Below are 25,866 nucleotides of genomic sequence, written 5' to 3'. Positions count from 1 at the left end.
ATTCTTTACTTTTTCTTGGCGTGCCCTTGCTTGGGTACAATCGAGAAGTAAAGAATCAGCGCTATCCACGAAAAGAAGATAGCGCCAACTAGCCAGCCATTTTTTTCATGGCCTTGGCTACGCTTACTGTTAAGAATTATCATGATAGGAAAAATGTAAGCACATAAAACAATAATTAAAAAAGCAACTTCAGTCATTATTTTTCCAAGCTAAGCCAATCAACTTCACCACTTAACACCCGCTCTTGTGCGATGTAATGCAGAATATCACCCGCATTCACTGCATAATCTAGAGGTGGGTTTAAATCCATATTCTTTGCACTTAAATTATGAGCTACACCTAACAATATTGCATTATGATCGTACTTAAAATGATGAAATAATTTACCAAATTCCATGGTTTTTATATCACTGGGTATTTGTAGGCTAAATTGCGTATCACCATGCAAAGTAGATAATAGCTCTTCTTGAACACGGCTTGAGCCTGGGTCTTGCATTGAGCGCACCAAAATCTCTGCTGACTTAGTGCTACTACACTCTACATTGTGGCAATGCTCTAATAACATTTCCACTTTCGTTTCATCAAAAAAGTGTGCGCTAATGTGACAATCTTCTTTGACTAAACGGCTAATACGCAGTGCGGTAGTAAATGTTTGGTCGTCATCTTGGCCATCAATAATCACTTTATCGGCATGGCGAATGGCAACGCGTTCTAATTCATCCAAATCGGTAAAACTAGTCAAACGAGCAAAATCAACATTCTCATTACTTAAAAAGGGATGCTCTATTTGCTCAGTAACCGCCAATAAAATACGGCGGTCTGTACGTTTAGTATCAGCCAAAATATAGTCGATCATTTTTTTTGTTCGAGCATTATGCCAACCAAAAATAATAATGTGATTACTACTGTGAGCAAAGTTTTTATCACCAGTCATAGCGCGCCTAATTAAGTAAGTTACTGTTTGCCCTGTTTTACCTAACAAGACACCAAATAAAGCCAAACCAAAGGGTATTTGTATTAATGCGACAATCCAACGGCCCAAGTCAGATGATGGACTTAAATCTCCATACCCTACCGTTGAAGTGGTTACCGTGTAGTAGTAAAAAAAGGTCCCTGGCGAAAGTAGTGCTTGCTCATTAGCCATAAATAATAAGCACCAAGTAAGTAGCATGTGTAAAGACGTTGCTATTACAACAGACTGCCAACTAACCTGATCAATGTGACTGCGCAACAGCACAACAATACGTTTAAAAATATGATGCATAATTGTTTGTTAATCGATTGATTATTTGAATCATTTGGTAACACGATACTGCACATCATAACACTTAAGCAACGTTTTACTGTAATCGAAATATTCACGGTTCGTTATGAATAAAAATAAGAGTAAACTATAGTTATTAAGTTATGAGGAAAGAATGGATCTATTATGTCAGGTGTTTTAGCGTCAGTTGATCAACGTACTCAGCTTGTAGGTGAGAATCGTTTAGAATTGCTACTTTTTTATTTACATAGTCGCCATTTATTCGCACTCAATGTATTTAAAATTAAAGAAGTGGTGAAGCTTCCCCGTTTAAGCAAAATACCGCACTCTCACCCTAAGGTGACGGGTGTTGCCAATATACGAGGTGAATCTATTCCGGTGATTGATTTACGCCAAGCCATTTCTATGTCGCACAAAGAGCATGGTGAAGATTGTAATTTAGTAGTGACTGAATATAACCGTACCACCCAAGGGTTTTTAATTGGTAAAGTTGATCAAATCATGAACATGACCTGGTCTGACATTATGCCACCACCCAGCTCAGTGGGTAAAAATCATTACATTACTGCACTTACTAAAGTACAGCGCGACGACGTGGAGCACTTGGTAGAAATTATAGATGTAGAAAAAGTACTGGCTGAAATAGTTGAGTACGAGGTTAATATTTCAGATGGAGTGTTAGACCAAACTATAGTTAACGAATTCTCTGGGCGAAAAATACTACATGCTGATGACTCGCCAACAGCACGCAAGCAAGTTAGCGATACGCTATCGCAGCTTGGTATCGAAATCGTTCCTGCCAGTAATGGCTTGGAAGCACTCAATATGCTGAAAAGTTGGGCCGATGAAGGCCGCGATGTTGAAAAAGAATTACTTATGGTGATTACCGATGCCGAAATGCCTTCAATGGATGGTTATCGATTAACCTATGAAATACGTAACGACAACCGCTTAAAAAACTTACATGTGGTACTTAATACCTCACTAAGTGGCAGCTTTAACCAAGCTATGGTGGAAAAGGTCGGCTGTGATGCATTTTTATCAAAATTTCAGCCTGACTTACTGGTGCAAGAAGTACAAAATCGTTTAAAACATGTGTTAGGCAACGCTTAATTATAAAACTAGCAAATATCTGCCAGGGTAAATATTTGCTAGTAACATTCTCCTCATCAGCAACCTTTAAAAAATCTGCCTTACTGAGTGGTTATTCAAAGCGGTGTTTGCTAATCCTAAGATTTCATGATTAATTAGCAAATAAGTTTTCACTAACTCGTTATTAATTATGCTCAATAAAGTTGCCAGCCCGTTTACTAAGCTCGTCGAGCGCTACTTACCCGACCCATTTATATTTGTCATTATGCTCACTATTATTACCTTGGGTATTGCGAATTTAGCGACTCCTGCAACTACACTTAAGGTAATCACATCATGGGGTAGCGGGTTTTGGAACTTACTAAGCTTTGCCATGCAAATGCTGTTGGTGCTAGTAACAGGCTACATGCTCGCCAGTACCTCGTTAATAAGTAAGTTATTAACAAAATTAGCAACGCTTGCTAATACGGCTCCAAAAGCCATTATTTTAGTGACATTTATTTCGCTGTTAGCAAGCTGGCTTAATTGGGGATTTGGCTTAGTAATTGGGGCTTTATTTGCTAAAGCAATTGCCAAACAAACTCGAGTAGATTATCGGCTATTAGTAGCAAGTGCTTACTCTGGTTTTGTAGTATGGCACGGCGGATTGGCAGGTTCCGTACCACTAACCATTGCCAGCGAAGGGCATTTTTCACAGGCAACAATGGGGATTATTGGCACCGAGCAAACCTTGTTCGCAGGTTTTAACATTGCGATTCTGATTGGCTTATTTATTATTATGCCGTTAGTTAACCGTTATATGCTACCGAGTGAAAAAGACAGTGTTTATATTGACCCATCACTGCTTAAGAACACTTTAGCCGATAAAGTAACAATAACACGCCCTGCGCAACATTTAGAGCAAAGCAAACTGCTAGGCATGGGCATTGGCTTAATCGGACTTGCCTACTTAGGTTATTACTTTTTTATCGCAGGTGGCGGCTTAAATCTCAACAGCGTGATAGCGCTTTTCTTATTTTTAGCTATCACACTGCATCAGACCCCCCACAATTTACTAAATAGCCTACAACAAGCGATTCCAAGTGGCGCGGGAATTGTAATTCAGTTCCCTTTTTATGCCGGTATTATGGCGGTTATGGTCGATACAGGGTTAGCACAACAAATATCGCAGGGCTTTATTGCCATCGCTGATGCCGATAGCTTGCCATTTTACAGTTTTATTAGTGCAGGACTCGTTAATATGTTTGTGCCCTCAGGTGGCGGACAATGGGCAGTACAAGCGCCTATTGTTATACCTGCAGCACAAGAGCTTGGTGCAGATATGGCAAGGGTTGCTATGGCTGTAGCATGGGGAGATGCTTGGACTAATCTAATTCAACCTTTTTGGGCATTACCGGTATTAGCCATTGCAGGGTTAAAAGCTAAAGATATTATGGGTTTTTGCGTGGTACAGCTGATTATTACTGGGGTGTTTATTTCGTTGGTATTGAGCTTTTATCCGTGAGTATTTTGGTAATAAATAGGCGCGATTTTATATCGCGCTTGCTAGCTGCAAACCAAAAGAACTAAGTAAGAAAGTAAAGTTAACTGATAAGTCATTTAACCTCACCAAATAATCTCACCTAGTGCTAATAAATTACAGATCATGTGAGCGATAATGCAATACCACAAGTTACCCGATAGATGACGAATTAATCCCATCAAACAAGAAAACACAAACAGAAAAGTAAAAATTTCAACTTGATCATACTGCCCATGTAACAATGTAAACACGATACTTGGGATAATAATTGCGCCAATAGCTCCCAAGGCTGTTTTTTTCAGCCTGTAGAATGCAACTCCTCGAAAAACTACTTCCTCAAATATAGGCCCAATAAATACTGCTGCTAAAAACAGCATAATTTTAGCTAAAAGCGAGTTTGTTTGTGCTTCAACTTCTAACATAAAACCTGGCAAGGCGACTTCCATAAAACCAAAAAGCCATTGTTCCAGTAAAACGTAAGCCGCTGTTAATAGCACTGTAATGATTAAAGGAAAAAGAGCCACCTTCTCTATTGCTAAACGCCCAATAACTTCGCTTTTATTTTGCGCATCAAGAGTAGACTTTAAAAATGGCAGCGTAAGTACAGCAGTGAGGAAGGTAGATATAAAAACTAAGCCGGGATTCGAATCTAGTTGCTCTAAATGAGTAATGTCATTTAATAATAATGCCCCACCACCCGATAAAAAAATAATCAAGTATGAAGCCATTGGGAGCGCCAGTGAAAAAAAGGCCAACCAATAAAGCGTGTACAATAAAGATTCCACTGTACTTTGGTTTACTTGTTGTTTTATCGCATCATCCATAATTTTATCAGCTCACGGCTTCTTGTTATTTTTCATTCTGAGGGATAGTAACATACCAATTCCCCCATTAAGAAACAAACCAAAACTAACATCTTGCTATCGCCATACAAACCTTAAAAAATACCGTGCAAAAAATAGCATGGTGAGCAAAATTTGATCTGCCATACTGTTTTTTTTAGCTCGATAAAATTGTCATCGGTAGGCTAAGTATTGGATTTTCAGAATCTGCAAAATGCATCATCACTGCTACATGGCCTACAACTACCAGCGCATACATTACTGCTGAAAAGCCTTGTCCATATTTATCTAATGGCAGTAAATGTGAGTAATGCCGGCCGCGCCATTCAAACACAATTTCCAGCGCCCCAACAAACAAAAAGAACACTAAAAGCATTAAGCCAAACGTATAGCTAAGCCATAAACCAAATAACACGCCAAGTAAGCACACACTTAAACCAACCCATGAGCGCATTGAAAAGCTAATGCTTTTTAATACATGCCCGCCATCAAGCGGTAAAATAGGCAGTAAATTGAATAAATTAAGTAGTGCACTAAGCACTGCAACACCTGCAAATATTTCCATTTCCGTAGCGTAATAAAGCACTACACCAAGCACAGAAGTAAATAAACCAAAGGCAGGGCCCATAAGTGATATAACCACATCTTGCCAGCGCGTAGTTATTTTATCGTCGCTAACGGCTAACCCGCCTACAAAAGGAATTAAATAAATGCCTTTGGTTTTAATGCCAAAATACTTCATAGCTCGTACGTGGCCATATTCGTGTACCACCAGGCAAGCAATCAGCATTAACGCAAATTCAATGGTAAACAGCCACGCATAACCAGCCACCGATGCACTGGCAAGCGCCACTTTAACAACTTTAGCACTTTTAAATAATTTAAAGCCAAGCGCCGCGAGCCCTAAAAACCCTTTTTTAGGTTCGCCTTGTGCTGCTGCAGGTAAAGCTAACTGGGTTGCAAACTGATTATTTACATATAGCGCCAAGCTTTGCTGGCTTACTTCGCTGCTATCAATACCAATTAACTGCTCATCAAGCATAAACTCGACATAATTTTCACGTGGGTTTTCAAATGCAATCGCTTGCTGATCATGAAATATTTTTACAACTTGCTGCTCTGCTATCATCAGCGTAAACGGTTGTTCTGCCAGAGAGAGTTCGACTTTTATCATTATTCTAACCATTATAAATTATGCCGCTAGTATACCTTTCCACCAAAAAAACACGAGTGAGCTAGCATCATTTTATTAGCAACAATTTAAGGTAAAAATGCCTGAAATACTGACAAAAACAATTCAAGCGACTATTTTTAGTATTACAGGAAGTAAGCTACAACTACCAAGGACACCAATGCGAACTCAATTGCCAAACATACTCGTTGTTGATGACTCAAAAGCCATTTTAATTGTTATGAAAGCGATTTTTAATGAGCTCGAAATGCCAGAAGTCACCACTTGCTTAAGCGCAGTTACAGCATTAGAGAAAGTAAAGCCTGATATAAACTTTTATGACGCCATATTTACTGATCTGAATATGCCAGAAATGGATGGTATGGAGTTAATTCGTAATTTAGGTGAAATAGGCTATTGCGGTGCGATTGTTATTATTTCTGAAATGGACCCTAAAATAATCAGCCTAGCAGCTGACCTAGCCAAGCAGCACAATGTGCATTTAATTGGTAACCTTACCAAGCCTGTGCAATTAAATCAGGTAAATACGTTACTTGCCAAAATAGCGCAGTTAAACAGCCACACACTTGTAAAAGAGCGCCCAATTACTAAAGCTAAGCTGATTAACGCATTAAAAAATAATGAAATAACACCGTATTACCAACCTAAAATAAATATAAACAATAACCAAATACAAAGTGTTGAAGTATTGGCTCGCATTGTTTCAAATAAAAACGAACGCGTTATTTTACCAAGCCGCTTTATAAGCCTTGCAGAGCAATGTGACTTAATCAATGACATTACTTTTACGCTGTTTGAAAAAGCCTGCAATGACTTAAAGCAGCTTAAAGAGCAATTAGGAGAAAGCTTAAAATTGTCATTTAATATGTCGCCATGCCAGTTAAATGATTTGAACTGCCCTAATAAGTTATTGCTGCTATTACAAAAGTACGCCGTGCTTCCCAGTGATGTGGTTGTTGAAATAACCGAACAACATGCGCTTTCAAGCTATACCCAACTTGAAACCTTAAATAGATTCAGAATATTTGGTTTTGGTATTTCGCTGGATGACTTTGGTACTGGCTTTACTAATATTAATCAACTAAAACAACTTCCTTTCACTGAAGTTAAAATAGACCGCTCTTTTATAAGCCATATTGAAACCGATAAGTTTTCGCAAGTGGTGGTCAGCTCATTAATTAATATGACTAGCCAAGAGCAGCTACAACTTGTTGCTGAGGGTGTTGAGCGCCCAGAAGAACTTGCCTACCTAAAGCACTATCAAACAGACTTAACTATACAAGGATTTTTGTTTAGCTGCCCAAAAGCAAAAGCTGAATTTATCTCATGGGCGCAGCACTGGATAAAAACAGCCACTAAAACAAATAATAACTAGGGCCTACTGACCTTTGTCTGTTGATATTTACAGACCTCCTAACGAGGTTCGTTATCGTCGGCGCTGACGATATGTTCACTATCAGCTAAACGTTGATGCCAACGTTGCTTAGCCACGGCACGCATGTTGGTAGATTGATCTCGCTCATCAACAATTTCTAAACCCATTAACGCTTCGATCATATCTTCTAGGGTTACAATTCCTTGTACATCACCGTATTCATCGATCACTAAACAAATATGGGTACGCTTAGTAAGCAATGTTTGTAATAACGACGACACGTTTTGCGTACTCGGTACAGTATAAATAGGCTTAACCAGCTTACTAATTTTGTAGTCTGTACCCAAGCGGTGGTATGCCAACATAATGTCGTTTTTATGAACAAACCCTATGATATCGTCAGCATCTTTGTCGTAAATTAGCACGCGAGAGAATGAGGAAGAGCCATGTTCACTTAAGTACTGATTTACAGTAAGGTCTTTATGAATTTTAAAAATAACCGTACGCGGAGTCATTAAATCGGTTAGTTTTGCATGTCTAAAGTGCAGTAAGTTGCGGATAATCTCTGATTCATCAGCATGAAGTGCCCCTGACTCACTGCCAATATCGGCCATCGCTTCTATTTCTTGGCGAATATAATAGGCCTCATTATGCTTTTGCCCCATCAAATTGGTTAGCTTTTGTGCAGCCCATACAAACGGCTTAAGTACTAACACCAAAATACGTAAACCATAAGTCACACTCGGTGTTAAAGCACGCCAATAATTGGCACCCAAGGTTTTTGGAATAATCTCAGATAACACCAGTACCAATAAAGTCATAATTGCAGATGCAATCCCCACTGCAGCATCTGAGAATACAACGGCGGCTTGTGCACCTACCCCTGCGGCACCAGCAGTATGGGCAACTGTATTAAGCGTTAAAATAGCCGCTAATGGCTGATCAATATTACTTTTTAGCTTTTCAAGCTGCTTCGCCAGCACTGGACGCTCTTTGCGCAGCAATGCAACATAACTAGGCGAAATGCTTAATAGCACCGCCTCCATTATTGAACACAAAAACGAAATCACAATCGCTGTAACCATGTAAATGATTAATAGTGTCACTTTTTTTCCTCTATATTGGATATATGAGCATCATAACAATACATGCTATATTTGGCCAAATACCCAATAATAATAGGCATAACAATGAATTTAAGCGCACCTTGGCATCGTTACGCAAAACGTTTTACTTACTTAGCAACCCTACTAACATTAAGTAGTCTGAGTTTAACGACCTTAGCCGCCCCACTCGATCAATCAAAAATCCAATTTATTGGTCCGCTTGCAGAAGATATGCAAGCTAAGCCATTTCAAACACCCCATAGCGATGTGATTATAAATAATCTAATTGCACAACTTAAATTAAATACAGAAAGCTTTGTTGTATTTGGTAAAAAACACAAGTGGCAACCACTTGATAAAATTAACGCGCTTACTTTAGGCGGTTTACAAGCTCTTAAATTTAATTTGGAAACTAACCGATTTACACAAGGTTCCTTAAACATTAAAGGAATAGAGCAAGGTCAGGTTTTTATCAATGGTGAGAAGCAAACTGGTGAAAACCAACGCTATCAGCTTGCTTTAAATAACGGCTCACATACCGTGCTCGTCATCGCTCAACAGGTTGCTAATTGGAATGATGTTAGCTTAGAGTTTGTGCCAAAAGCAGAAACTGACGTCGTGACCCTAACGACAAATAAAACCAAGCGCTTATCGGCTAAGCAATTGTTTGACGCCCCCACGATTAGTGCCCTCTCTTTGTCGCCTGATGCCAAACATTACTTAAGTACAACCAAGCACTATAGTGATAAAACCGGCAACGACGCCATTACCACAACCGAGCTTAAAAATACTAATAACCAAACGGTATACCGATTTGAAGCAGCCCAGCCAAGTCAGTTCATTTGGAGCCCTAATAACCAATTTTTAGTTTATTTACTAAACGGTGAATTAAAGCAACTAAACCGTAAAAACTTAACAATTAAAACTTTAGCTTCTGGCCTTGAAGGCGCAAGTAATTTCAACTTTTATAACGACAGCAGTATTATATTTAGTTGGTCAAAATCGCCAGAAGAAAATAACAGCCTAACCAAGCACCATAAAGGTCTTCAAGATCGTTGGTCATATGCCCGTACGGTTAGCCAATTATATTTACTCGATACCAACAGTGGTCTAACCAAAGCTCTGACCGAAGGCGTATTGAGTCATCAACTTGAAGATGCTAACAGCAACCGTGGAAAGCTATTAATAAGTCGTCCAGTAATGGCGATGCAAGCCTCAACTCACCCAGAGACTGAGTTGGTTGAACTTACATTAAAATCCAACAGCATAAAATCATTAGGTAAGTTTAAAACCTTTAATCAAGCTAAATATGCCGCAAACAATATTTATGTTGTTGCAGGCCCTGATTTTAAGAATGGTGCAGGCAGAACATTACCAAAGAACATGCTGGCTAATAATTACGATGGCCAGCTGTACTTACTAACTGATAATGCCAAAAAAGTAACGGCGTTAAGCAAACAGTTTGACCCTGCAATTGGCACATTAGAAGTACTAAGCAATGGTGATGCGCTAATCAAAGTGACAGAAAAAGATACCCAACCACTGTATTTATTTGACCTGAGTAAACAGCGCTTTAAAAAGTTAAATACAGGTTTTGATATTGTGCAGCAATTTAGCTTTTCAAATACGCGCAATGCCCAGTTATTAATTAGTGGCAGCAATGCGTCGAGCGCTCAACAACTCAAGCGCTTAGACGTAAGTAAAAACAAGGTAGAGCTCATTTGGGATTCAAACCCGATTGCATATGCCAATACGACTATTCCTGCGCTTGAAGAATTTAACTTTACCAATAAGCGTGGCGTAGAAATCTCTGGCCGTGTTTATCTGCCAAGCAATTTTGATAAAGCCAAGAAGTATCCTGCTCTTGTTTATTATTATGGTGGCACCTCACCAGTAACACGCGGGTTTACGGGCCGCTATCCTTTTAACTTATGGGCAGCAAACGGGTATGTGGTTTATGTTGTACAACCAACCGGCGCAACGGGTTTTGGGCAAACTTTTTCAGCACAACATGTAAATGCTTGGGGCGACTATACCGCCGATGACATTATGCAAGGCACAGAGGCATTTTTAGCTAAATATGATTTTGTAGACAGTAGTAAAGTAGGTAATCTTGGTGCATCTTATGGTGGCTTTATGACTATGCTGCTTGCCACCAAAACCGATATGTTTAGCGCATCTATTGCGCATGCCGGTATTTCAAACTTAACGTCATACTGGGGTGAAGGATGGTGGGGTTATTTATACTCAGGCGAAGCCTCAAAAAATAGCTTTCCGTGGAATAATCCTCAACTTTACAGCCAGCATAGCCCTGTATTCCATGCTGATAAAGTAACCACACCATTACTGCTTATTCATGGTGACAGTGATACCAATGTGCCTGTGGGCGAAAGCTTAACTATGTATACCGCACTAAAACTGCTTAATAAAGACGTTGAAATGATAGAGTACAAAGGAGCGGATCACCAAATATTTGCGCGCGATAAGCGATTTAATTGGTGGAACACCATGTTGGCTTACTTTGACAAAAAGTTAAAAAATGAACCACAATGGTGGGATTCAATGTATAAAGATTAGTAACCATAATGCGCACTTTGTCGCTCAAGTGAAAAGTGCGCATTACAAAAGTAATGTTATTAGACCAATTCGTAATATAATGTTACCGAAAAACAACGTTCTCTGTGTTATACAGGCCATCAATGATGCTAATATACAAAGCTGAAACTAAAAAAATAACAGACTATGGCAATTAATGTTTTATTGGTTGAAGATGACGAATTACTCGTAAAGCGCATCCAAAATCATTTTATAAATACCGAGTTTTCTATTGACGTTGACCCCACCGGGGCCGATGCGTTAAATGTTGTTAAAAGCCGCGTAAGTCAGCGCAATACTATTTCCTTGGCAATAATTGATATTGTGCTACCAAAACGCGACGGTTTACAACTTGCCAAAGAGCTAAATACGCTCACCGATATTGGCGTTATCTTATTATCGAGTCGTGACTCACAAGCCGATCGAATTGCAGGCCTTGCTCAAGGTGCCGATGACTATATTTGCAAGCCGGTAGATTTACTTGAGCTTGAGCTAAGAATGCGCGCCCTATACAAACGAGTTGCCAATAATCACAGCGACGATGACAGTGAAGAGTTTATTGAATACGCCGATTTTAAGCTTCATCCAGATAATCGCACCCTTATTACAGCCAGTGGGATTGAATCACGACTGACTGAAGCAGAACACAAAGTGCTTATTTGTTTGATTGGTAATGCTGGTAAAGCGACTTCCCGTGAAAAAATATCAGAAGAAATTGGCCAGCCCGATTGGAGCCCCAACGATCGCACAGTAGACGTGTTAGTGGGTCGTTTACGTAAAAAGCTGAACGATGAGAAAGATCAAAAACGTATTGTCACTGTTCGCGGTAAAGGCTATATGCTTTCAATTTAAAGCCTTAGTGTTGGGTTAACTGCGATAATAAACGCTCAAATGCCCGATAATTAAGCGCTTCTTTAAGCTCATTTAAACTGATTTGTGGCGCACCTTTTAAATCACTAATAGTTCGCGCCACTTTGATTACTCTATGATAAGAGCGCGGCGATAGCGCCAGCTTTTCACTGGCTCTGGCTAAAAACTGCAGCTCTGCAGGTGGTAACTCACAGTGCAAGTTCATCTCTTTGTTATTTAACCGCGCATTTACTTTACCTTGGCGTTTAAGCTGAACTACATAAGCGGCTTCTACTCGTGCCCTCACCTCAGCACTGGTTTCTTCTGTAGTTGTACTTTGTAGCTCCACGCTGCTCAACCTTGGTAGTTCAATTTGCAAATCAATTCTGTCAATAAACGGCCCCGATACTCGCGATAAATAGCGCATTACCTGATCGGGTGTCGCCCGTTTATCATGATGACACCCTGTCGGACTGGGATTAAGTGCTGCAATAAGCTGAAACTGCGCTGGAAATTCCATTTGTCTGGCCGCGCGCGAAATCGTCACTGTTCCGGTTTCCATTGGCTCGCGTAGCGAGTCTAGCACTTTACGCTCAAATTCAGGGAGCTCATCTAAAAACAACACACCGTTATGCGCTAACGATATTTCACCGGGTTTAGGGTTAGACGAACCACCCACTAGCGCTACTGCAGAACAGGTATGATGCGGATTGCGAAACGGTCGCTGACGCCAATTGGTTAAATCAATTGAGTGGCCAATAATTGAATATAAAGCAGCAGTATCAATGGCTTCATCATCAGACATGGTTGGCATTATTGTGGCCATTCGTTGTGCAAGCATTGATTTTCCGGTCCCTGGTGGACCTAAAAATAGTAAATTATGCCCACCAGCAGCGGCAATTTCTAATACACGTTTAGCACCAGGTTGGCCTTTTACATCGCTTAAATCGAGTAAAAAATCTGGCGCTTGGGTGCAATCAGGGTAGGCAATGTTAAGCGGTAAAGGTTGTTGATTGAGCAAGTCTCCCCATACCTCTTGAATAGAACTGACGGCTTTTCGTTTTACACCACTGACAAGGCTGGCCAAACTGTCGTTTTCAAGAGGCAGAAAACAGCAACGATTTTGCTCTTTAGCACCAAGCACTGAAGGCAAAATGGCATTTACAGCACGTATTTCACCATTAAGTGCAAGCTCACCGTAAAATTCATACTTGTGAATATCAGGGCAAACTATTTGTCCCGATGCGACCAAAATACCTACCGCAATCGCAAGGTCAAATCGCCCTCCATCCTTAGGAAGATCGGCAGGTGCTAAATTAACGGTAATACGCTGATCGGGAAATCCAAATTGCGAGTTTTCTAGAGCACTACGTACTCTATCCTTGGCCTCTTTAACCGACGCCTCAGGTAAGCCGACGATATGAAAGGCGGGTAAACCATTCCCTAAATGTACTTCAACCATCACCTCGGGGGCGTTTATCCCCACCTGCGCGCGAGAAAATATACGGGCTAACGACATTCCTTATCCTAGGGTCTGCTGACCTTTCAAGGTTAAATTTGCAGCAGTCTGTTTGGTATTTAGGCAAGGCAGAGCCTATGTCGTGTGGTTACTCCCCATAAATAGGCGATAACGCAGCATTAATGCCAAACAGGCGCTGCCCGAAGGGTTCTGCCTAGGGGCGATTTACTCTTTGTTGCTCGGTTTTCACTTAGTCCACTAGGTTACAAACCTCGCGCCGCGATTAAATCGCCCCTAGTTTGAACAAACTTTAATCCGCAAAGGTCAACAGGCCCTAGTTAACAGCTGTATTTACACAGTTTAGTCAGGATATTTAAAAACATGTAATATAATCTTCCATTTAATCGCCGAGAAACGTAGCAATAAGGTCATTAACATACTTAATATCATTGCCACTTCCACCGTTAGCGATAGGTTGATACTTAATGTATAGACAATGCCACCAGCAATACAGGTAATAGCATACAGCTCACCTTTAAGCAGCATTGGAATATCGCGGGCAAGCACGTCGCGAATAAGCCCACCAAAACAGGGGGTTATTACAGCCATAATCACAACCGTCATATCTGGCATACCAGCCAATTGCGCTTTTTGCGCTCCCATGACCGCAAAAAAGGCTAAGCCAAACGCGTCAGCGGTTTGCAATACATAGTATGGAATGGATTTTTGCTTATTGATCAGTCGTGTAGTAACCAGAACCGCCACCAAAATAGCGTAGAAGTAGCTTTGGTCGTGTAACCAAAATACGGGCTGGTCGAGTATCACATCGCGAACGGTACCGCCGCCAATAGCCGTAACAGTTGCAAGTACAACTACACCAAAGCCATCCATTTTCTTTTCATAGGCTACCAAGGTGCCTGAGATAGCAAATACCGCCACACCTATTAAATCAAACCAGTGATAAAGTTCAGTCATAATTTTGATTACAAAAAGTTTTAAAGAGTTTAGTGCATAGCATACTAAATATTCAGCAATAACACTTTCAAAAAGTAGAATTAGAAAAGAACAGCAGGTATACGTGTTAAAAATAGCGTGAGGGAATATGAATTTTAGGCATAAAAAAACACGCTTTAGGCTGTCGATTTAATAAAACATGTTATTTCAGTGGTTGCGGGAGCCAGAGTTTGTAAGGAGCGAACCGACGACCTTTGCTGGCTAATGGAGAGCTGAGACCGACGAGCTATTTACTTCACTGAATTTCAGGCATAAAAAAACACGCTTTAGCGTGTCGATTTAATAAAACATGTTATTTCAGTGGTTGCGGAAGCCGGAATTTAATAGACGACCTTTGCTGGCTAATGGAGAGCTGAGACCGACGAGCTATCCATTTCACTGAATTTTAGGCATAAAAAAACATTCGTATAGAGTGTCGATTCATTCTTACAATTTATTTCAGTGGTTGCGGGAGCCGGATTTGAACCGACGACCTTCGGGTTATGAGCCCGACGAGCTACCAGACTGCTCCATCCCGCGCCTGAAATTGCAGATTTATTTATAGTTGCTTACATTACAACTTGGCTTCCAATCCTCTAGAGGAAATTGGTTGCGGGAGCCGGATTTGAACCGACGACCTTCGGGTTATGAGCCCGACGAGCTACCAGGCTGCTCCATCCCGCGCCTGTATATTTAAAGTCTATCGACTACTTAATTTTTACTCTTAAGCTTGAGTTTTTACAGTACCTAATTTTCTAAAAAAATTGGTTGCGGGAGCCGGATTTGAACCGACGACCTTCGGGTTATGAGCCCGACGAGCTACCAGACTGCTCCATCCCGCGCCTGTAATTTCTTAGTAACAGTATTGTGTTATTCACAAGCCTGTTTCGAAGAGAGCGCTATAATATAGGAATAAACCTATAATGCAAGGTTTTACTAATTAAAAGCGTTTAAGTGAACAAAAACCCATCAAACAGTGGTATTTACAGTAACCGCTGATGTGGATTTATCATTTTTTGCCACTCCCAGTCGGGATGACCCATAACAATAAAATCTGGATTTTCTGTACTTTCTCTTTGGTTATACGTTAAAGGATTAAATTCAGCGTCGGTAATACAGCCGCCCGCTTCTTCAACAATAACTTGCGATGCACCCGTATCCCACTCACCTGTAGGACCTATTCTTAAAAAACAATCTGCTTTACCCTCAGCAACAATACACGCCTTAAGTGAACACGAACCTAAAGCCACCGTTGCAAATTGCGCATTTAGATACTGGCTAACTGCTTCTATTTTTTGGCGGCGGCTTACAGCCAAAGTTAAACTCTCGGGCGGTGCTACAAATATTTGTTTATCGTGCTCACCTTCACGCTTAAATGCCCCATTTTTAGCCGTTGCATAATAGGTCACGCCCTTTGCTGGCCAATGAATAACCCCCAGCACTGGGTGGTTATTTTCTATCAATGCAATATTAACGGCAAAGTCACCACTTTCGAGTATAAATTCACCGGTGCCATCCATTGGGTCAAGCAACCAATAACGTTGCCAATGCTGTCTATCTTGCAACGCTGGAATGGGGGTTTCTTCTGACATAATTGGAATGTCAGGAGCAAGCGCATTTAAACCCGCCACGAGCACATCATTTGCAGCTAAATCTGCTTTTGTTACTGGCGTATTATCTGATTTTTCTTGCTGACCAATATCGTCTTTTTTATACAAAGACATAATGGCATCCCCTGCACTTTGCGCAAGCTCAATACATGGCTCTAGAAGTTTATTCATTAATGTCTCCTGAGGCTAAATACTTATCTAATAATAGCAGAGCCGCAACACTACGTGCTTCAGTAAAGTCAGGTTGTTCTAATAACGACTGCCACTGTGAAAGTGGCCATTTCACAACCACTAAGGGCTCAGGCTCATCGCCTAGTAAGGTTTCAGGATATAAATTTTTAGCAAACAAAATATGCATGGTTGCGTTAAAATAGCTCGGTGCCATAGTGACCGTTTTAAGCGGTTTAAAGTATTCAGCGCCAAAGCCAATTTCTTCTTTGAGCTCTCTGTTTGCAGCCTGTTCAGGCGTTTCACCTGGGTCAATGAGCCCTTTGGGAAACCCTAACTGATAGTCATTGGTGCCTGCACAATACTCACGAGCCAGTAATAACTCATTTTCAGTGGTCATAGGTACAATCATAACGGCTCCACGACCACCGCCGCGAATTCGCTCATACTGACGCTCTTCGTTATTTGAAAACTTAAGCTCTAAAGACTCCACAGTAAATAAGCGACTTTTAGCGACAACATTATTACTGAGAATTTGTGGTGGTGTTGGGTGCTTTTTCTGTGTCATGGGCATCAATTTGCTATCATTGCAGTTATACTAATCATATACCCAAATGAGTATAAGATGCGAGTTTCAGTTTGAATTAAAAGCAATTTAATTGAGCAAATAATTCTCGGGTTTAGCTAAGATTAATTCTTTATTTTAGGCTACGAATACGCTCTTAATATAACATTGTCGGATTTATACCTTAATAACTCAATTAACAAAGTTCATTAATCTACTTCATCGCAACTTATTCATTTCAAAAAGTAGTTTTCATAAGGATACATCATGCTCAACTGGTCAAAAATCGATACTGTATTACTCGACATGGATGGAACTTTACTTGATTTACATTACGACACTGAATTTTGGCTCAATGTTGTACCCCAACAACATGCTCTGGCTCAAAATATCAGTTTTGAGGAAGCCCGCGCAGATATCTTAAAACGCTATCAGGCTGTGAGTGGCAAAATTCAGTGGTACTGCTCTGACTATTGGGAAGCACAGCTAAACTTACCTATTCTCGAACTAAAGCGCCAGTCTGCCCACTTAATCAAAATTCGTGAAGACGTTCCGCATTTTTTAACTGAACTTAGACGAGCAGGTAAAGAGCTCATTTTACTTACCAATGCCCATCCTGAATGCGTAATGCTTAAATTTGAACATACCGCTATTGATAACTATTTAGACGGGGTGGTATCGACTCATGAATATGGAGTAAGTAAAGAGCAACAAAGCTTGTGGCATAAAGTGCAAGAGGACTTAGAGTTTGATAAACGCCGCACTTTATTTGTAGATGACAGTTTACCGGTATTACATGCCGCACGAGAATACGGCATTGAGCATTTACTTGCGGTTGCTAACCCTAATAGCCAGCAACCACATAACGATATAAGCGATTACTTAAGCGTAACCGACTACCGCGCTATTATATAATTAGCTTTTTGGGTAACGCGCTACTAAGCCTTGATATACCTGTTTTGCAAAATCTGCATGTTCAGTATCAAGGCTTTTAACTACTTCTACTAAGTGTTCGTTATCTTCTTGACCATGCCATACTTTAATGTAGCTGCCATCTTTGTAACCATGATCTTGGCGGAAAAAGTTAAGCGTATTTTTACCTACATAACCACGGTATAAATCATCAATATCCATGCCTATTTGCGCCATACAACCAGCAAAGGCGGCTGCATCAAAGGTTTTATTGGCAACAGCACTGGCCGCTAGTAATTCAAGCGTTTGTTTAAAGTCATCACCTTGTTGTGGTGCACTCATTTCGGCTTGTAGTTGCGTAGCGATTTGCTCATAGCTGGTCTCACCGTCAATACGCAACGATAAGCCAAAGTGAAAAATATCAACCAGCTCTAAAATCACTTGTTCAGTATCTGGAGTTTGTTTTTTCCACCATTTCCAACCGTAATGATCTAACATTTCTGCACATTCAACCCAAATAGCTCTATACCATTCAAAGCCTTGACTAAACCATTGCTCATGTACTTTAGTATTCATGGCATTTTGCATTTCTAGCATAACAACTAGCTTGTTTAAATTCGCAGACATATTGGTTCCACTGTTGGATTTATAATTAGGGTAATAATACAGATAATATAACTTAACGACCAGCCGAAAACTCATGCCATGAGTTGATCAGGTCAACAAAGTCTTCAAAACCACAACCACTGCTTAAATCATTCTCTTCAAGCATTAATTCGTCATCTTGGTAGGCTAATATATCTTCGTTATCTTGATGCAGCGCATGCGCTTCAAATAACGCTTCATCTTTAGAAAGGATCAGGTCAATTTCTTGGCCTTTAAGTGTTAACGGTTCAAAGCTTGAACTCACCGAGCTAATAAGCGCCAGCACCATAGCCACTTTGTCTTTGCCTATTTCTTCATTTAACCAACGGCCTATAATCGCATGCTCGCTGCTTATTTTAATTCTTAACCCACTAATAGGGTCGCGAATAAATTGGTATTCCATAACTTTATTCCAGTACTGCTAATTACAACAGATTATAACCTAGTCAGTTATGAATAACGCAAGCCAGATACAAAAATAGCGCCGCAAGGCGCTATTTCAGTATCATCAATATAGCTAACCGCCTGAGCGATAGCGGGCAGCATCAATAATTGCCCATAAATGGAATACGGCTCCAACAATAGCTGGAACAACTAAGAACCATAACGCGTAACCGCCAAAAACCAAAATGGCAAACACCAGCGCCGATAAAATACGACCCTGCACCAACTGCCCTAAACCCGGGAAAAAAATATTACATAGAGCGGCTATTACATTTCCGCCAGAACCTTGTTGAGACATACTAACCTCTGTAGTTTAATTAATTTTGTATTTGTACTTATTATTTATACTTACACACTTTATGCCAATTTATTAAGGCTTACAAATCATACAGTTAAATTATTACGAATTTATCGCTTTAGTATTTTTTGCCAAAAATAAGTCAAATTAGCAATTTTAAATAGCTATTTTAGTTACTTGCTCAGTTTATACTGTTCACTATTCAACAACTTAAATACCTATTTTATAAATAGCTGTTTATAAAAACAGTATTTTATTTAGCCTAACAAAAACACCTGTTATACTGCTCTCATTATTGATTAAAAAGGCGTAACGATGGACGTTTCAGAATTACTCGATGGCTTAAATGATAAACAACGCGATGCCGTTGCAGCGCCATTACAAAACATGCTGGTATTAGCAGGAGCAGGTTCAGGTAAAACTCGAGTATTGGTTCATCGTATTGCCTGGTTAATGCAAGTAGAGCAAGCCTCTGCCTACAGTATTTTTGCGGTAACCTTTACCAATAAAGCCGCTAAAGAGATGCGCTCAAGAGTTGAAGAAACTCTAAAAGCCCCTGTTGGTGGCATGTGGATTGGTACTTTCCATGGTTTATCGCACCGAATTTTACGGGCGCATCACCGTGAAGCAAATTTACCTGAAGCCTTTCAAATTTTAGACTCTGACGATCAGCTTCGCATGATCAAGCGCTTGTTAAAATCGATGAATATTGATGATAAAAAATGGCCTGCTAAACAGTTTGGTTGGTACATAAGTGCTAAAAAAGATGAAGCTTTACGCCCTAAAGATATTCAGGCATACGATATTAATGAGCAAATGATGCTGCGCGTTTACGCCGCCTATCAAGAAGCTTGTGATAGAGCGGGCCTAGTTGATTTTGCTGAAATATTACTACGCAGCTATGAGGTTCTTAAAAACAACCCAACCTTGCTGCGTCATTATCAGCAGCGCTTTGCACACATGCTAGTAGACGAGTTTCAAGATACCAATACTATTCAGTATGCATGGCTAAAATTACTTGCTGGCGACACTAGTAGTATTATGATTGTAGGCGATGATGACCAAAGTATTTACGGTTGGCGTGGCGCTAAAATTGAAAATATCAAACGCTTTTTAACAGACTTTGACGCAGAGACAATTCGCCTTGAGCAAAACTATCGCTCGACTGCCACTATTCTTAAAGCGTCTAATGCACTTATACAGAATAACTCCGAGCGTATGGGTAAAAGCTTGTGGACTGACGGTAACGACGGCGAACCTATTTCTATTTATGCCGCCTTTAACGAGCTAGATGAAGCGCGCTTTGTGAGTAGCAAATTACGCAGCTGGCTAAATGCGGGGAACGCACTACAAGATGCGGCTATTTTATATCGTAGTAATGCGCAATCGCGGGTGCTTGAAGAAGCGATGCTACAAGAAGGTTTAAAATACCGAATTTATGGTGGTATGCGATTCTTCGAACGTCAAGAAATTAAAGATGCCCTCTCATACTTACGCTTAGTGGGTAACCGCCAAGATGATGCGGCATTTGAGCGTGTAATTAATACCCCAGCCCGAGGCATTGGCGACAAAACATTAAGCCATATTCGTGACTGCGCTCGCGCTGAATCTTTGCCGCTTTGGTATGCCGCTAAAGCCATTGTAGAACAACAGCATTTATCGGGGCGTGCATCAGGAGCGGTTGCCAAGTTTGTCGAACTTATTGAGCATATTGAAGATAAAATTAGTGACTTAACGCTGCATGAGCAAGCTAAATACGCGATTCAAACCTCAGGGTTAATGGCTATGTATCAGGCTGAAAAAGGCGAAAAAGGCCGCGCTCGAGTAGAAAACTTAGAAGAATTAATTAGTGCCTGCGATCAGTATGAACTCCCTGAAGAGGAAGAGTTTAGCTCGCCACTACAAGGCTTTTTAGCTTATACCTCACTTGAGTCTGGCGAAGGCCAAGCCGATGAGCATGAAGACGCCGTACAAATGATGACGCTTCACTCAGCTAAAGGTTTGGAGTTTCCTTTAGTGTTTATGGTCGGTGTTGAAGAAGGTATGTTTCCATCTCAGCAAAGTAATGAAGAAACCGGCCGTTTAGAAGAAGAGCGCCGTCTTTGTTACGTGGGTATGACCCGCGCTATGGATAAGCTCTATATAAGCCATGCCGAAAGCCGCCGTTTATATGGCCAAGAGAAATATCACAGCCCATCGCGCTTTTTACGTGAAATACCCGAAGACTGCGTAGAAGAAATTCGCATTAAAACACAAGTATCTCGCCCGCCTGCAGGCGGTCGCTTTAGCGCATCGGTTAGCCATGCTGCATTTGAAGAAAGCGGATTTAACTTAGGTCAACGCGTGCTGCATGCAAAGTTTGGCATTGGCACCGTACTCAACTACGAAGGCAGTGGCGCACAATCTCGCGTACAAGTTAACTTTGACGACTTAGGCAGTAAGTGGTTAGTAACAGCTTATGCAAGATTACAAGCCGTTTAACCACGTTGTAGAGCGTATACAGCAACAACTAGCGAATGCGAAACATCGCCAGTTGTTGCTGCTTACAGGCGATAAAAACTGGTGTTATGAGCAATGTACTCAGTTGCTTGCTCATTTGCAGCACCCTTCTTTTGTACTGTCAAAAAGCACTCATTTAATTAATGCACATTGGCCAGAGCATACCCACCAAATTTTAGGACAAGAGTGCGCCCATGCTGTGTACGATGGCTACAGTGGGCTGGTGCCAGATAAACTAGCCGCGCTCAGTGGCGTTGTGCAAGCAGGTGGCTTTTTAATTATATTGCTACCCGAACTTAAAGAACTTGAACACTGGTGTGATGACGCCCTTCCCTTATTTCAATCTTTTGGGCAAATGCACCCTTACAGCTTTTTTAACCAACGCTTAGCTCACTTACTAAGCAAAACTACTTTACTGCATTTTAGCCAGCAAAATGGTTGGCAGTGTATTACCGATACGAATCTATCAACTGGTGAAATTGACTTTACCGAGCAACAACAGTGTATTGAATTAATAATAAAAACGGCAAACGGACGAGCAAATCGACCATTATTAATTAATGCAGATCGGGGAAGAGGAAAATCAGCCGCATTAGGTATTGCAGCAAGTAAACTCAGCGATAAAAACATACTTATTTGCTCTATGCAATTTCGTGCTTTGCACAGTAGTTTTAAGCACTTAGCGAGTGAGCTTGATATAGATTATCGAGCTGGCGATAAACACATTGCAAACATGCACTATGTGGCGCCTGATCAACTACTGAACGAACAACCGCAGTGCGATTTGCTATTAATTGATGAAGCAGCAGCAATCCCTGTTCCAATTCTCATAAAAATTCTTCACCTTTATCCTCGCGTGGTCTTTTCAAGCACTATGATTGGCTATGAAGGTAATGGTCGCGGTTATATTTTAAAGTTTACTCGTTACCTCAAAACGCATTTTAAAAACATGCGTAGCATCAGTCTTGAGCAGCCAATCCGTTTTGCAAAGCACGATCCTTTAGAGCTGCACCTTCGTACACTCTTAGCTTTGGATGCAGAACATCACAGCGCTAGTTTGAATACTGCTCCCCTACAATTTAAGCATCTGCAAGCAAATCAACTTACTAACGACGAACCACTGCTTCATCAAGTTGTTGGCTTACTAACACTGGCACATTATCAAACCAGTGTGAATGACTTACGTCACTTACTAGATGCCGCTGGGCAACGCCTATTTGTTTGTCAACAAGGTGATAATATTCTTGGTGTGTGTTTAGTAGCGATAGAGGGTGGCTTTACTACATCGTTGAGTGATGAAGTAGTGCAAGGTAAGCGCCGCCCTCAAGGGCACTTAATGGCGCAAAGCCTTGCACAATTAAGCTTTAACCCTGAGGTATTAAAACAATACTGCGCTCGCGTGGTGCGAATTGCCATTGACCCAGAGCAGCACAATAAGCACCTAGGAACACAATTACTTCATTACTGTGAACAGCAATTACAGAACGAGTGTGATTGGTTTGGTGCTAGCTTTGGTGCTAATGCGCAATTACTTAGTTTTTGGCAAAATAATGACTTTAATTTGGTTAAGCTGGGTTTTCAAAAAGATAAGGCAACGGGTGAACATAGCGCATTAGTTATTAAGAGCTTAACTAAAAATGACCAACTACTAGAACAATTAACAGCCCAGTTCGAAGCTGATTTTCCTTTGCAATTGCTCAGCCATTTTAGTCAGCTAGATTATAAACTGGTAGCAAAAATTGTTTCACGCTTTAATACTCATACCAATAGCATAGCTGATAAATCAAGATTAAAGTCTATGTTAACAAGTGACTATCAGCTATTTAATATTACACCTTTACTATGGCGAAGCTTTTGGGCATCTCCTCTTAGCTTGCCAAATGATGAGGATAATTTCCAATCTGTTTTTATTAGGCTAGTATTACAAAATTGGAAACCTAAAAATATCCAAACCGAGTTAGGTGTGAATGGCATAAAGCCGTTTAATATATTATTAAAAAAGGCTGTAAATAACTGGTATGAACGCACTTCGCATAATAATACACCTTAGTATTGCCCTCATTGCAATAGGCTTAGGACAGCCTTTAGCCTTTGCAGAGCAAGATAATAGCAAAGTTATTAAACTTGGCATGTCTACAGCACTAAGCGGACCGGCTCAAAATATTGGTCAACAATTGTATAAAGGCAGTAGCATTTACTTTAACAAGGTTAATAATGCTGGCGGAATAAACGGCGCTCAGGTACAACTTCTAGTTGCTAACGATAATTACGAACCAAAACAAACCGTTAATAATACCCGTACTTTTATTTATTCCGACAAAGTCGATGCATTGTTTGGTGCTATGGGCACCCCAACCAGCCATGCTATTATACCTTTACTAGAGCAATCAAAAATTCCGTTCTTAATGCCTTTTAGCGGGGCAAGCTTCCTACATGATAAATCACGCGCTAACATATTTAATTTAAGAGCAAGCTACAATGACGAAGCCGCAGAGCAAATTAAATACTTAGTAGAGGAGCGCAAACATACAAAGATAGGGCTATTTATTCAAGCAGATGAGTTTGGCTTGTACGTAGAATCGGGGCTAAGGAAAGAACTAACAAAATATGATCTGTCGCCTATAAAAGTCGCGCGTTATCAACGTAATAGTCATGATGTAGCATCAGCGCTTAATGCCTTACAAGCCAGTGGGGTGACAGCTATCTGTTTAGTTGGCACCTACGCACCACTTGGTGAATTTATAAACAGTGCACATGCGAAGAATTTTACCCCAGACTATACCAGTGTTTCTTTTGTACCTAGCTTTGACTTATTTGATGAAGTAACCACACCCTCACATATTATGGTTACAGAAATTGTTCCTAATCCACTCACATGTAATGATGATTTTTGTAATGAATTTTTGGCCGATATGCAAGCAAACAAGATTACAAAACCCAACCGTCTTCATTTTGAAGGTTATATTAATGCGATGGCATTTAGTAGGGCAGCAGCAAACTGCAAATTACCGCTTAAACACTCATGCCTATTGAAAGAGCTTAATTCACTGTTAATAAATGATAAAATAATCAAAAAGTTTTTTATTGATACAAAAAATAAAAATAAGCGTAATGTATATCGCTCTTATTATGTGAATAAATAAGTACCTTCCAAATATTGTTCTATCCTTAATATACAAACTAAGTATGTGAGGAAACTATGGACTTAATTAACTTTAAAGTGGGTTATAAAACCATTTCACTTAAGATTCTTGATATCTTATTAACGGAACAATTTAATAATAACCTCACGGTGTTACCTAACGACAATAAAAGCTTTTTGGGCGTTAAAGATTATATGGGGATCCCAACCCCAGTATTTGATCTTGGAATCATTTTAAATGGAGTATCTACTGAGCGCAGTAATTTAGATGCTTTAAAGCAACTTAAATCTTGGCAAAAACAACTAATTGCTTGGTTTAATAAATTAGAGCAAGAACTACTCGTTTCGCAAAGCTCGTTAAAGGCGAATCAGTATGAGCTTACTGATTTTGAACAGTTTTATACAGAGTTTAAAACTGATAACGATGAATTAAAAAATACTATGTCACGCTTTGATGATCCGTTTAAATCGCTTCTACACAAATTGACCAGTGCAATAGATGCATATAAAAAAGGCAACAGCAAACAAGTTAGTACTCAACTTGAGATTATAAGGCGACATGATCTTATTCACCTAGAGCGTTTATTCGACTCTGCAATAGAACAAATCACTTTAGATTATAAACCTATTATTGTGTTTACCACTAAAGATGGCATGACCCCTCATGTAGGCCTATTAGTTGATAAGGTTGAAGATAATATTGAATATAAACAAGAAGATATTAAACCACTAGATAAGCTTACCGAAGTTGGTTTTGATATTGACCCCCAAACAAGAAGCATGATGTATGGACTGATCAAACTCGCTGATAAACATAGTGTACTTATTGATCCTAGCGCAATATTTAAGCCCAAAGAGCTTGAACCAGCTAGCAGCGCTCAAGAGCAAGAAACTGAAGCCTATGGACTGTTTTAAGGATGCTTCCTTTACACCCGTAAAAGCCCGACTCTTGAATCGGGCTTGCTTGTATTTAGAGTCGGTGCGCTATTTTGCCCATGGGGTTCTAGATACTCAACCCTCGCTACGATGGTCAGGTTAACGCTGTGCAGCTGACGGCTGACGGCTGACGGCTGACGGCTGACGGCTGACGGCTGACGGCTGACGGCTAATACTTTCACTTTCCTGCAGACGTAAAAAAGCCCGACTCTTTCGAATCGGGCTTTCTACTATTTGGAGCCTGGTAATGTCCTACTTTCACATAACAAATGCTACACTATCATCGGCGCTGTTTCGTTTCACTACTGAGTTCGGCATGGGGTCAGGTGGGTCCAAAACGCTATTGTCACCAAGCAAA

22 protein-coding genes, 3 tRNA genes and 1 rRNA gene are annotated in these 25,866 nt (G+C 40.4%); 10 read left to right on the top strand and 16 right to left on the bottom strand.

The annotated features are described in order from the left end of the window. Window positions 1-5: 5 nt before the first annotated feature. Together DK924_RS16125 and DK924_RS16120 are read right to left on the bottom strand one after the other, a co-directional pair. On the bottom strand, window positions 6-197 hold the full coding sequence (locus tag DK924_RS16125) for a hypothetical protein (RefSeq protein ID WP_010391937.1): 192 nt from the start codon (window positions 195-197) through the stop codon (window positions 6-8). Continuing rightward, on the bottom strand, window positions 197-1,264 hold the full coding sequence (locus DK924_RS16120; protein WP_109875670.1) for a potassium channel family protein: 1,068 nt from the start codon (window positions 1,262-1,264) through the stop codon (window positions 197-199). Before DK924_RS16120 ends, DK924_RS16125 begins: the two co-directional genes overlap by 1 nt. 165 nt (window positions 1,265-1,429) lie before the next feature. Between DK924_RS16120 and DK924_RS16115 the strand changes: the two genes are divergently transcribed. After that, entirely contained in the window at window positions 1,430-2,377 is a 948-nt protein-coding gene (locus DK924_RS16115) for a chemotaxis protein CheV (RefSeq protein WP_010391933.1), read from the top strand. Between the two features lie 169 nt (window positions 2,378-2,546). Further along, a complete protein-coding gene (locus DK924_RS16110; RefSeq protein WP_109875669.1) occupies window positions 2,547-3,860 on the top strand; it encodes a short-chain fatty acid transporter in 1,314 nt (437 codons plus the stop codon). A gap of 101 nt (window positions 3,861-3,961) precedes the next feature. On the opposite strand, the gene DK924_RS16105 is transcribed toward DK924_RS16110, so the two are convergent. Further along, window positions 3,962-4,702, bottom strand: coding sequence for a CPBP family intramembrane glutamic endopeptidase (locus DK924_RS16105; RefSeq protein WP_109875668.1), 741 nt, complete (start codon window positions 4,700-4,702; stop codon window positions 3,962-3,964). 175 nt (window positions 4,703-4,877) lie between these two features. Then, window positions 4,878-5,894, bottom strand: a complete 1,017-nt coding sequence (locus DK924_RS16100) for a metalloprotease (RefSeq protein ID WP_109875667.1) — start codon at window positions 5,892-5,894, stop codon at window positions 4,878-4,880. Window positions 5,895-6,072: 178 nt separating this feature from the next. Here DK924_RS16100 and DK924_RS16095 point away from each other — a divergent pair, with 178 nt between their 5' ends. Then, window positions 6,073-7,287, top strand: a complete 1,215-nt coding sequence (locus tag DK924_RS16095) for an EAL domain-containing protein (protein ID WP_055012445.1) — start codon at window positions 6,073-6,075, stop codon at window positions 7,285-7,287. 38 nt (window positions 7,288-7,325) lie between these two features. Here DK924_RS16095 and DK924_RS16090 read toward each other — a convergent pair whose 3' ends face one another. Beyond that, the gene (locus DK924_RS16090; protein WP_008108284.1) at window positions 7,326-8,393 is read right to left on the bottom strand and encodes a hemolysin family protein; all 1,068 of its coding nucleotides are present in this window, start codon (window positions 8,391-8,393) and stop codon (window positions 7,326-7,328) included. Between the two features lie 84 nt (window positions 8,394-8,477). Between DK924_RS16090 and DK924_RS16085 the strand changes: the two genes are divergently transcribed. Beyond that, entirely contained in the window at window positions 8,478-10,970 is a 2,493-nt protein-coding gene (locus tag DK924_RS16085) for a S9 family peptidase (RefSeq protein ID WP_109875666.1), read from the top strand. Between the two features lie 165 nt (window positions 10,971-11,135). Further along, window positions 11,136-11,840 (top strand): response regulator transcription factor, encoded by a 705-nt coding sequence (locus tag DK924_RS16080; RefSeq protein ID WP_008108280.1) that lies wholly within the window; start codon window positions 11,136-11,138, stop codon window positions 11,838-11,840. Window positions 11,841-11,844: 4 nt separating this feature from the next. Here the strand turns inward: DK924_RS16080 and DK924_RS16075 are convergent, their stop codons facing one another. The 7 genes from DK924_RS16075 to nudE all read right to left on the bottom strand — a co-directional run bounded on the left by DK924_RS16075 (window position 11,845) and on the right by nudE (window position 16,635). Next, window positions 11,845-13,356 carry a YifB family Mg chelatase-like AAA ATPase gene (locus DK924_RS16075; RefSeq protein WP_109875665.1) on the bottom strand — a complete coding sequence of 504 codons (1,512 nt, stop codon included), beginning with the start codon at window positions 13,354-13,356 and terminating at the stop codon, window positions 11,845-11,847. Between the two features lie 300 nt (window positions 13,357-13,656). Next, complete coding sequence (locus DK924_RS16070) at window positions 13,657-14,271, bottom strand: trimeric intracellular cation channel family protein (protein ID WP_008108278.1); 615 nt, start codon at window positions 14,269-14,271, stop codon at window positions 13,657-13,659. A gap of 481 nt (window positions 14,272-14,752) precedes the next feature. Beyond that, window positions 14,753-14,829: transfer RNA gene (locus DK924_RS16065), tRNA-Met, on the bottom strand. Window positions 14,830-14,896: 67 nt separating this feature from the next. After that, a tRNA-Met gene (locus tag DK924_RS16060) sits at window positions 14,897-14,973 on the bottom strand. A gap of 81 nt (window positions 14,974-15,054) precedes the next feature. Then, window positions 15,055-15,131 (bottom strand) — tRNA-Met (locus tag DK924_RS16055). A 141-nt stretch (window positions 15,132-15,272) separates the two neighbouring features. Further along, window positions 15,273-16,070 (bottom strand): 3'(2'),5'-bisphosphate nucleotidase CysQ, encoded by a 798-nt coding sequence (cysQ, locus tag DK924_RS16050; protein ID WP_008108277.1) that lies wholly within the window; start codon window positions 16,068-16,070, stop codon window positions 15,273-15,275. After that, a complete protein-coding gene (gene nudE / locus DK924_RS16045) occupies window positions 16,063-16,635 on the bottom strand; it encodes an ADP compounds hydrolase NudE (protein ID WP_181388786.1) in 573 nt (190 codons plus the stop codon). The genes cysQ and nudE overlap by 8 nt, the downstream gene beginning before the upstream one ends. Before the next feature lie 264 nt (window positions 16,636-16,899). Between nudE and yrfG the strand changes: the two genes are divergently transcribed. After that, window positions 16,900-17,547, top strand: a complete 648-nt coding sequence (gene yrfG, locus DK924_RS16040; RefSeq protein WP_109875663.1) for a GMP/IMP nucleotidase — start codon at window positions 16,900-16,902, stop codon at window positions 17,545-17,547. On the opposite strand, the gene DK924_RS16035 is transcribed toward yrfG, so the two are convergent. The 3 genes from DK924_RS16035 to DK924_RS16025 form a co-directional block, all read right to left on the bottom strand. Further along, complete coding sequence (locus DK924_RS16035; protein ID WP_008108273.1) at window positions 17,548-18,171, bottom strand: dUTP diphosphatase; 624 nt, start codon at window positions 18,169-18,171, stop codon at window positions 17,548-17,550. A gap of 52 nt (window positions 18,172-18,223) precedes the next feature. Then, window positions 18,224-18,592: a YacL family protein gene (locus DK924_RS16030; RefSeq protein WP_008108271.1), complete on the bottom strand. Its 369-nt coding sequence runs from the start codon at window positions 18,590-18,592 to the stop codon at window positions 18,224-18,226. Window positions 18,593-18,706: 114 nt separating this feature from the next. Further along, window positions 18,707-18,931 (bottom strand): hypothetical protein, encoded by a 225-nt coding sequence (locus tag DK924_RS16025; protein WP_054202800.1) that lies wholly within the window; start codon window positions 18,929-18,931, stop codon window positions 18,707-18,709. A 315-nt stretch (window positions 18,932-19,246) separates the two neighbouring features. Between DK924_RS16025 and uvrD the strand changes: the two genes are divergently transcribed. From uvrD to DK924_RS16005, 4 genes are read left to right on the top strand one after another with little or no spacing between them, the layout of a single operon-like run. Continuing rightward, window positions 19,247-21,412: a DNA helicase II gene (gene uvrD / locus DK924_RS16020; RefSeq protein ID WP_109875662.1), complete on the top strand. Its 2,166-nt coding sequence runs from the start codon at window positions 19,247-19,249 to the stop codon at window positions 21,410-21,412. Next, window positions 21,390-23,480: a GNAT family N-acetyltransferase gene (locus tag DK924_RS16015; protein WP_109875661.1), complete on the top strand. Its 2,091-nt coding sequence runs from the start codon at window positions 21,390-21,392 to the stop codon at window positions 23,478-23,480. Before uvrD ends, DK924_RS16015 begins: the two co-directional genes overlap by 23 nt. Then, on the top strand, window positions 23,449-24,573 hold the full coding sequence (locus tag DK924_RS16010) for an ABC transporter substrate-binding protein (protein ID WP_109875660.1): 1,125 nt from the start codon (window positions 23,449-23,451) through the stop codon (window positions 24,571-24,573). The genes DK924_RS16015 and DK924_RS16010 overlap by 32 nt, the downstream gene beginning before the upstream one ends. A 56-nt stretch (window positions 24,574-24,629) precedes the next feature. Further along, entirely contained in the window at window positions 24,630-25,487 is an 858-nt protein-coding gene (locus DK924_RS16005; protein WP_109875659.1) for a chemotaxis protein, read from the top strand. Window positions 25,488-25,747: 260 nt separating this feature from the next. Here DK924_RS16005 and rrf read toward each other — a convergent pair. Next, window positions 25,748-25,862 (bottom strand): 5S ribosomal RNA (gene rrf, locus DK924_RS16000). Between the last annotated feature and the right edge of the window lie 4 nt (window positions 25,863-25,866).

Origin of the sequence: Pseudoalteromonas sp. meg-B1 (assembly GCF_003173795.1) — a bacterium.
Classification (GTDB): domain Bacteria; phylum Pseudomonadota; class Gammaproteobacteria; order Enterobacterales; family Alteromonadaceae; genus Pseudoalteromonas; species Pseudoalteromonas undina.
Note: the sequence above shows the minus strand (reverse complement) of the source record. Positions and strands in the feature narration are given on the sequence as shown.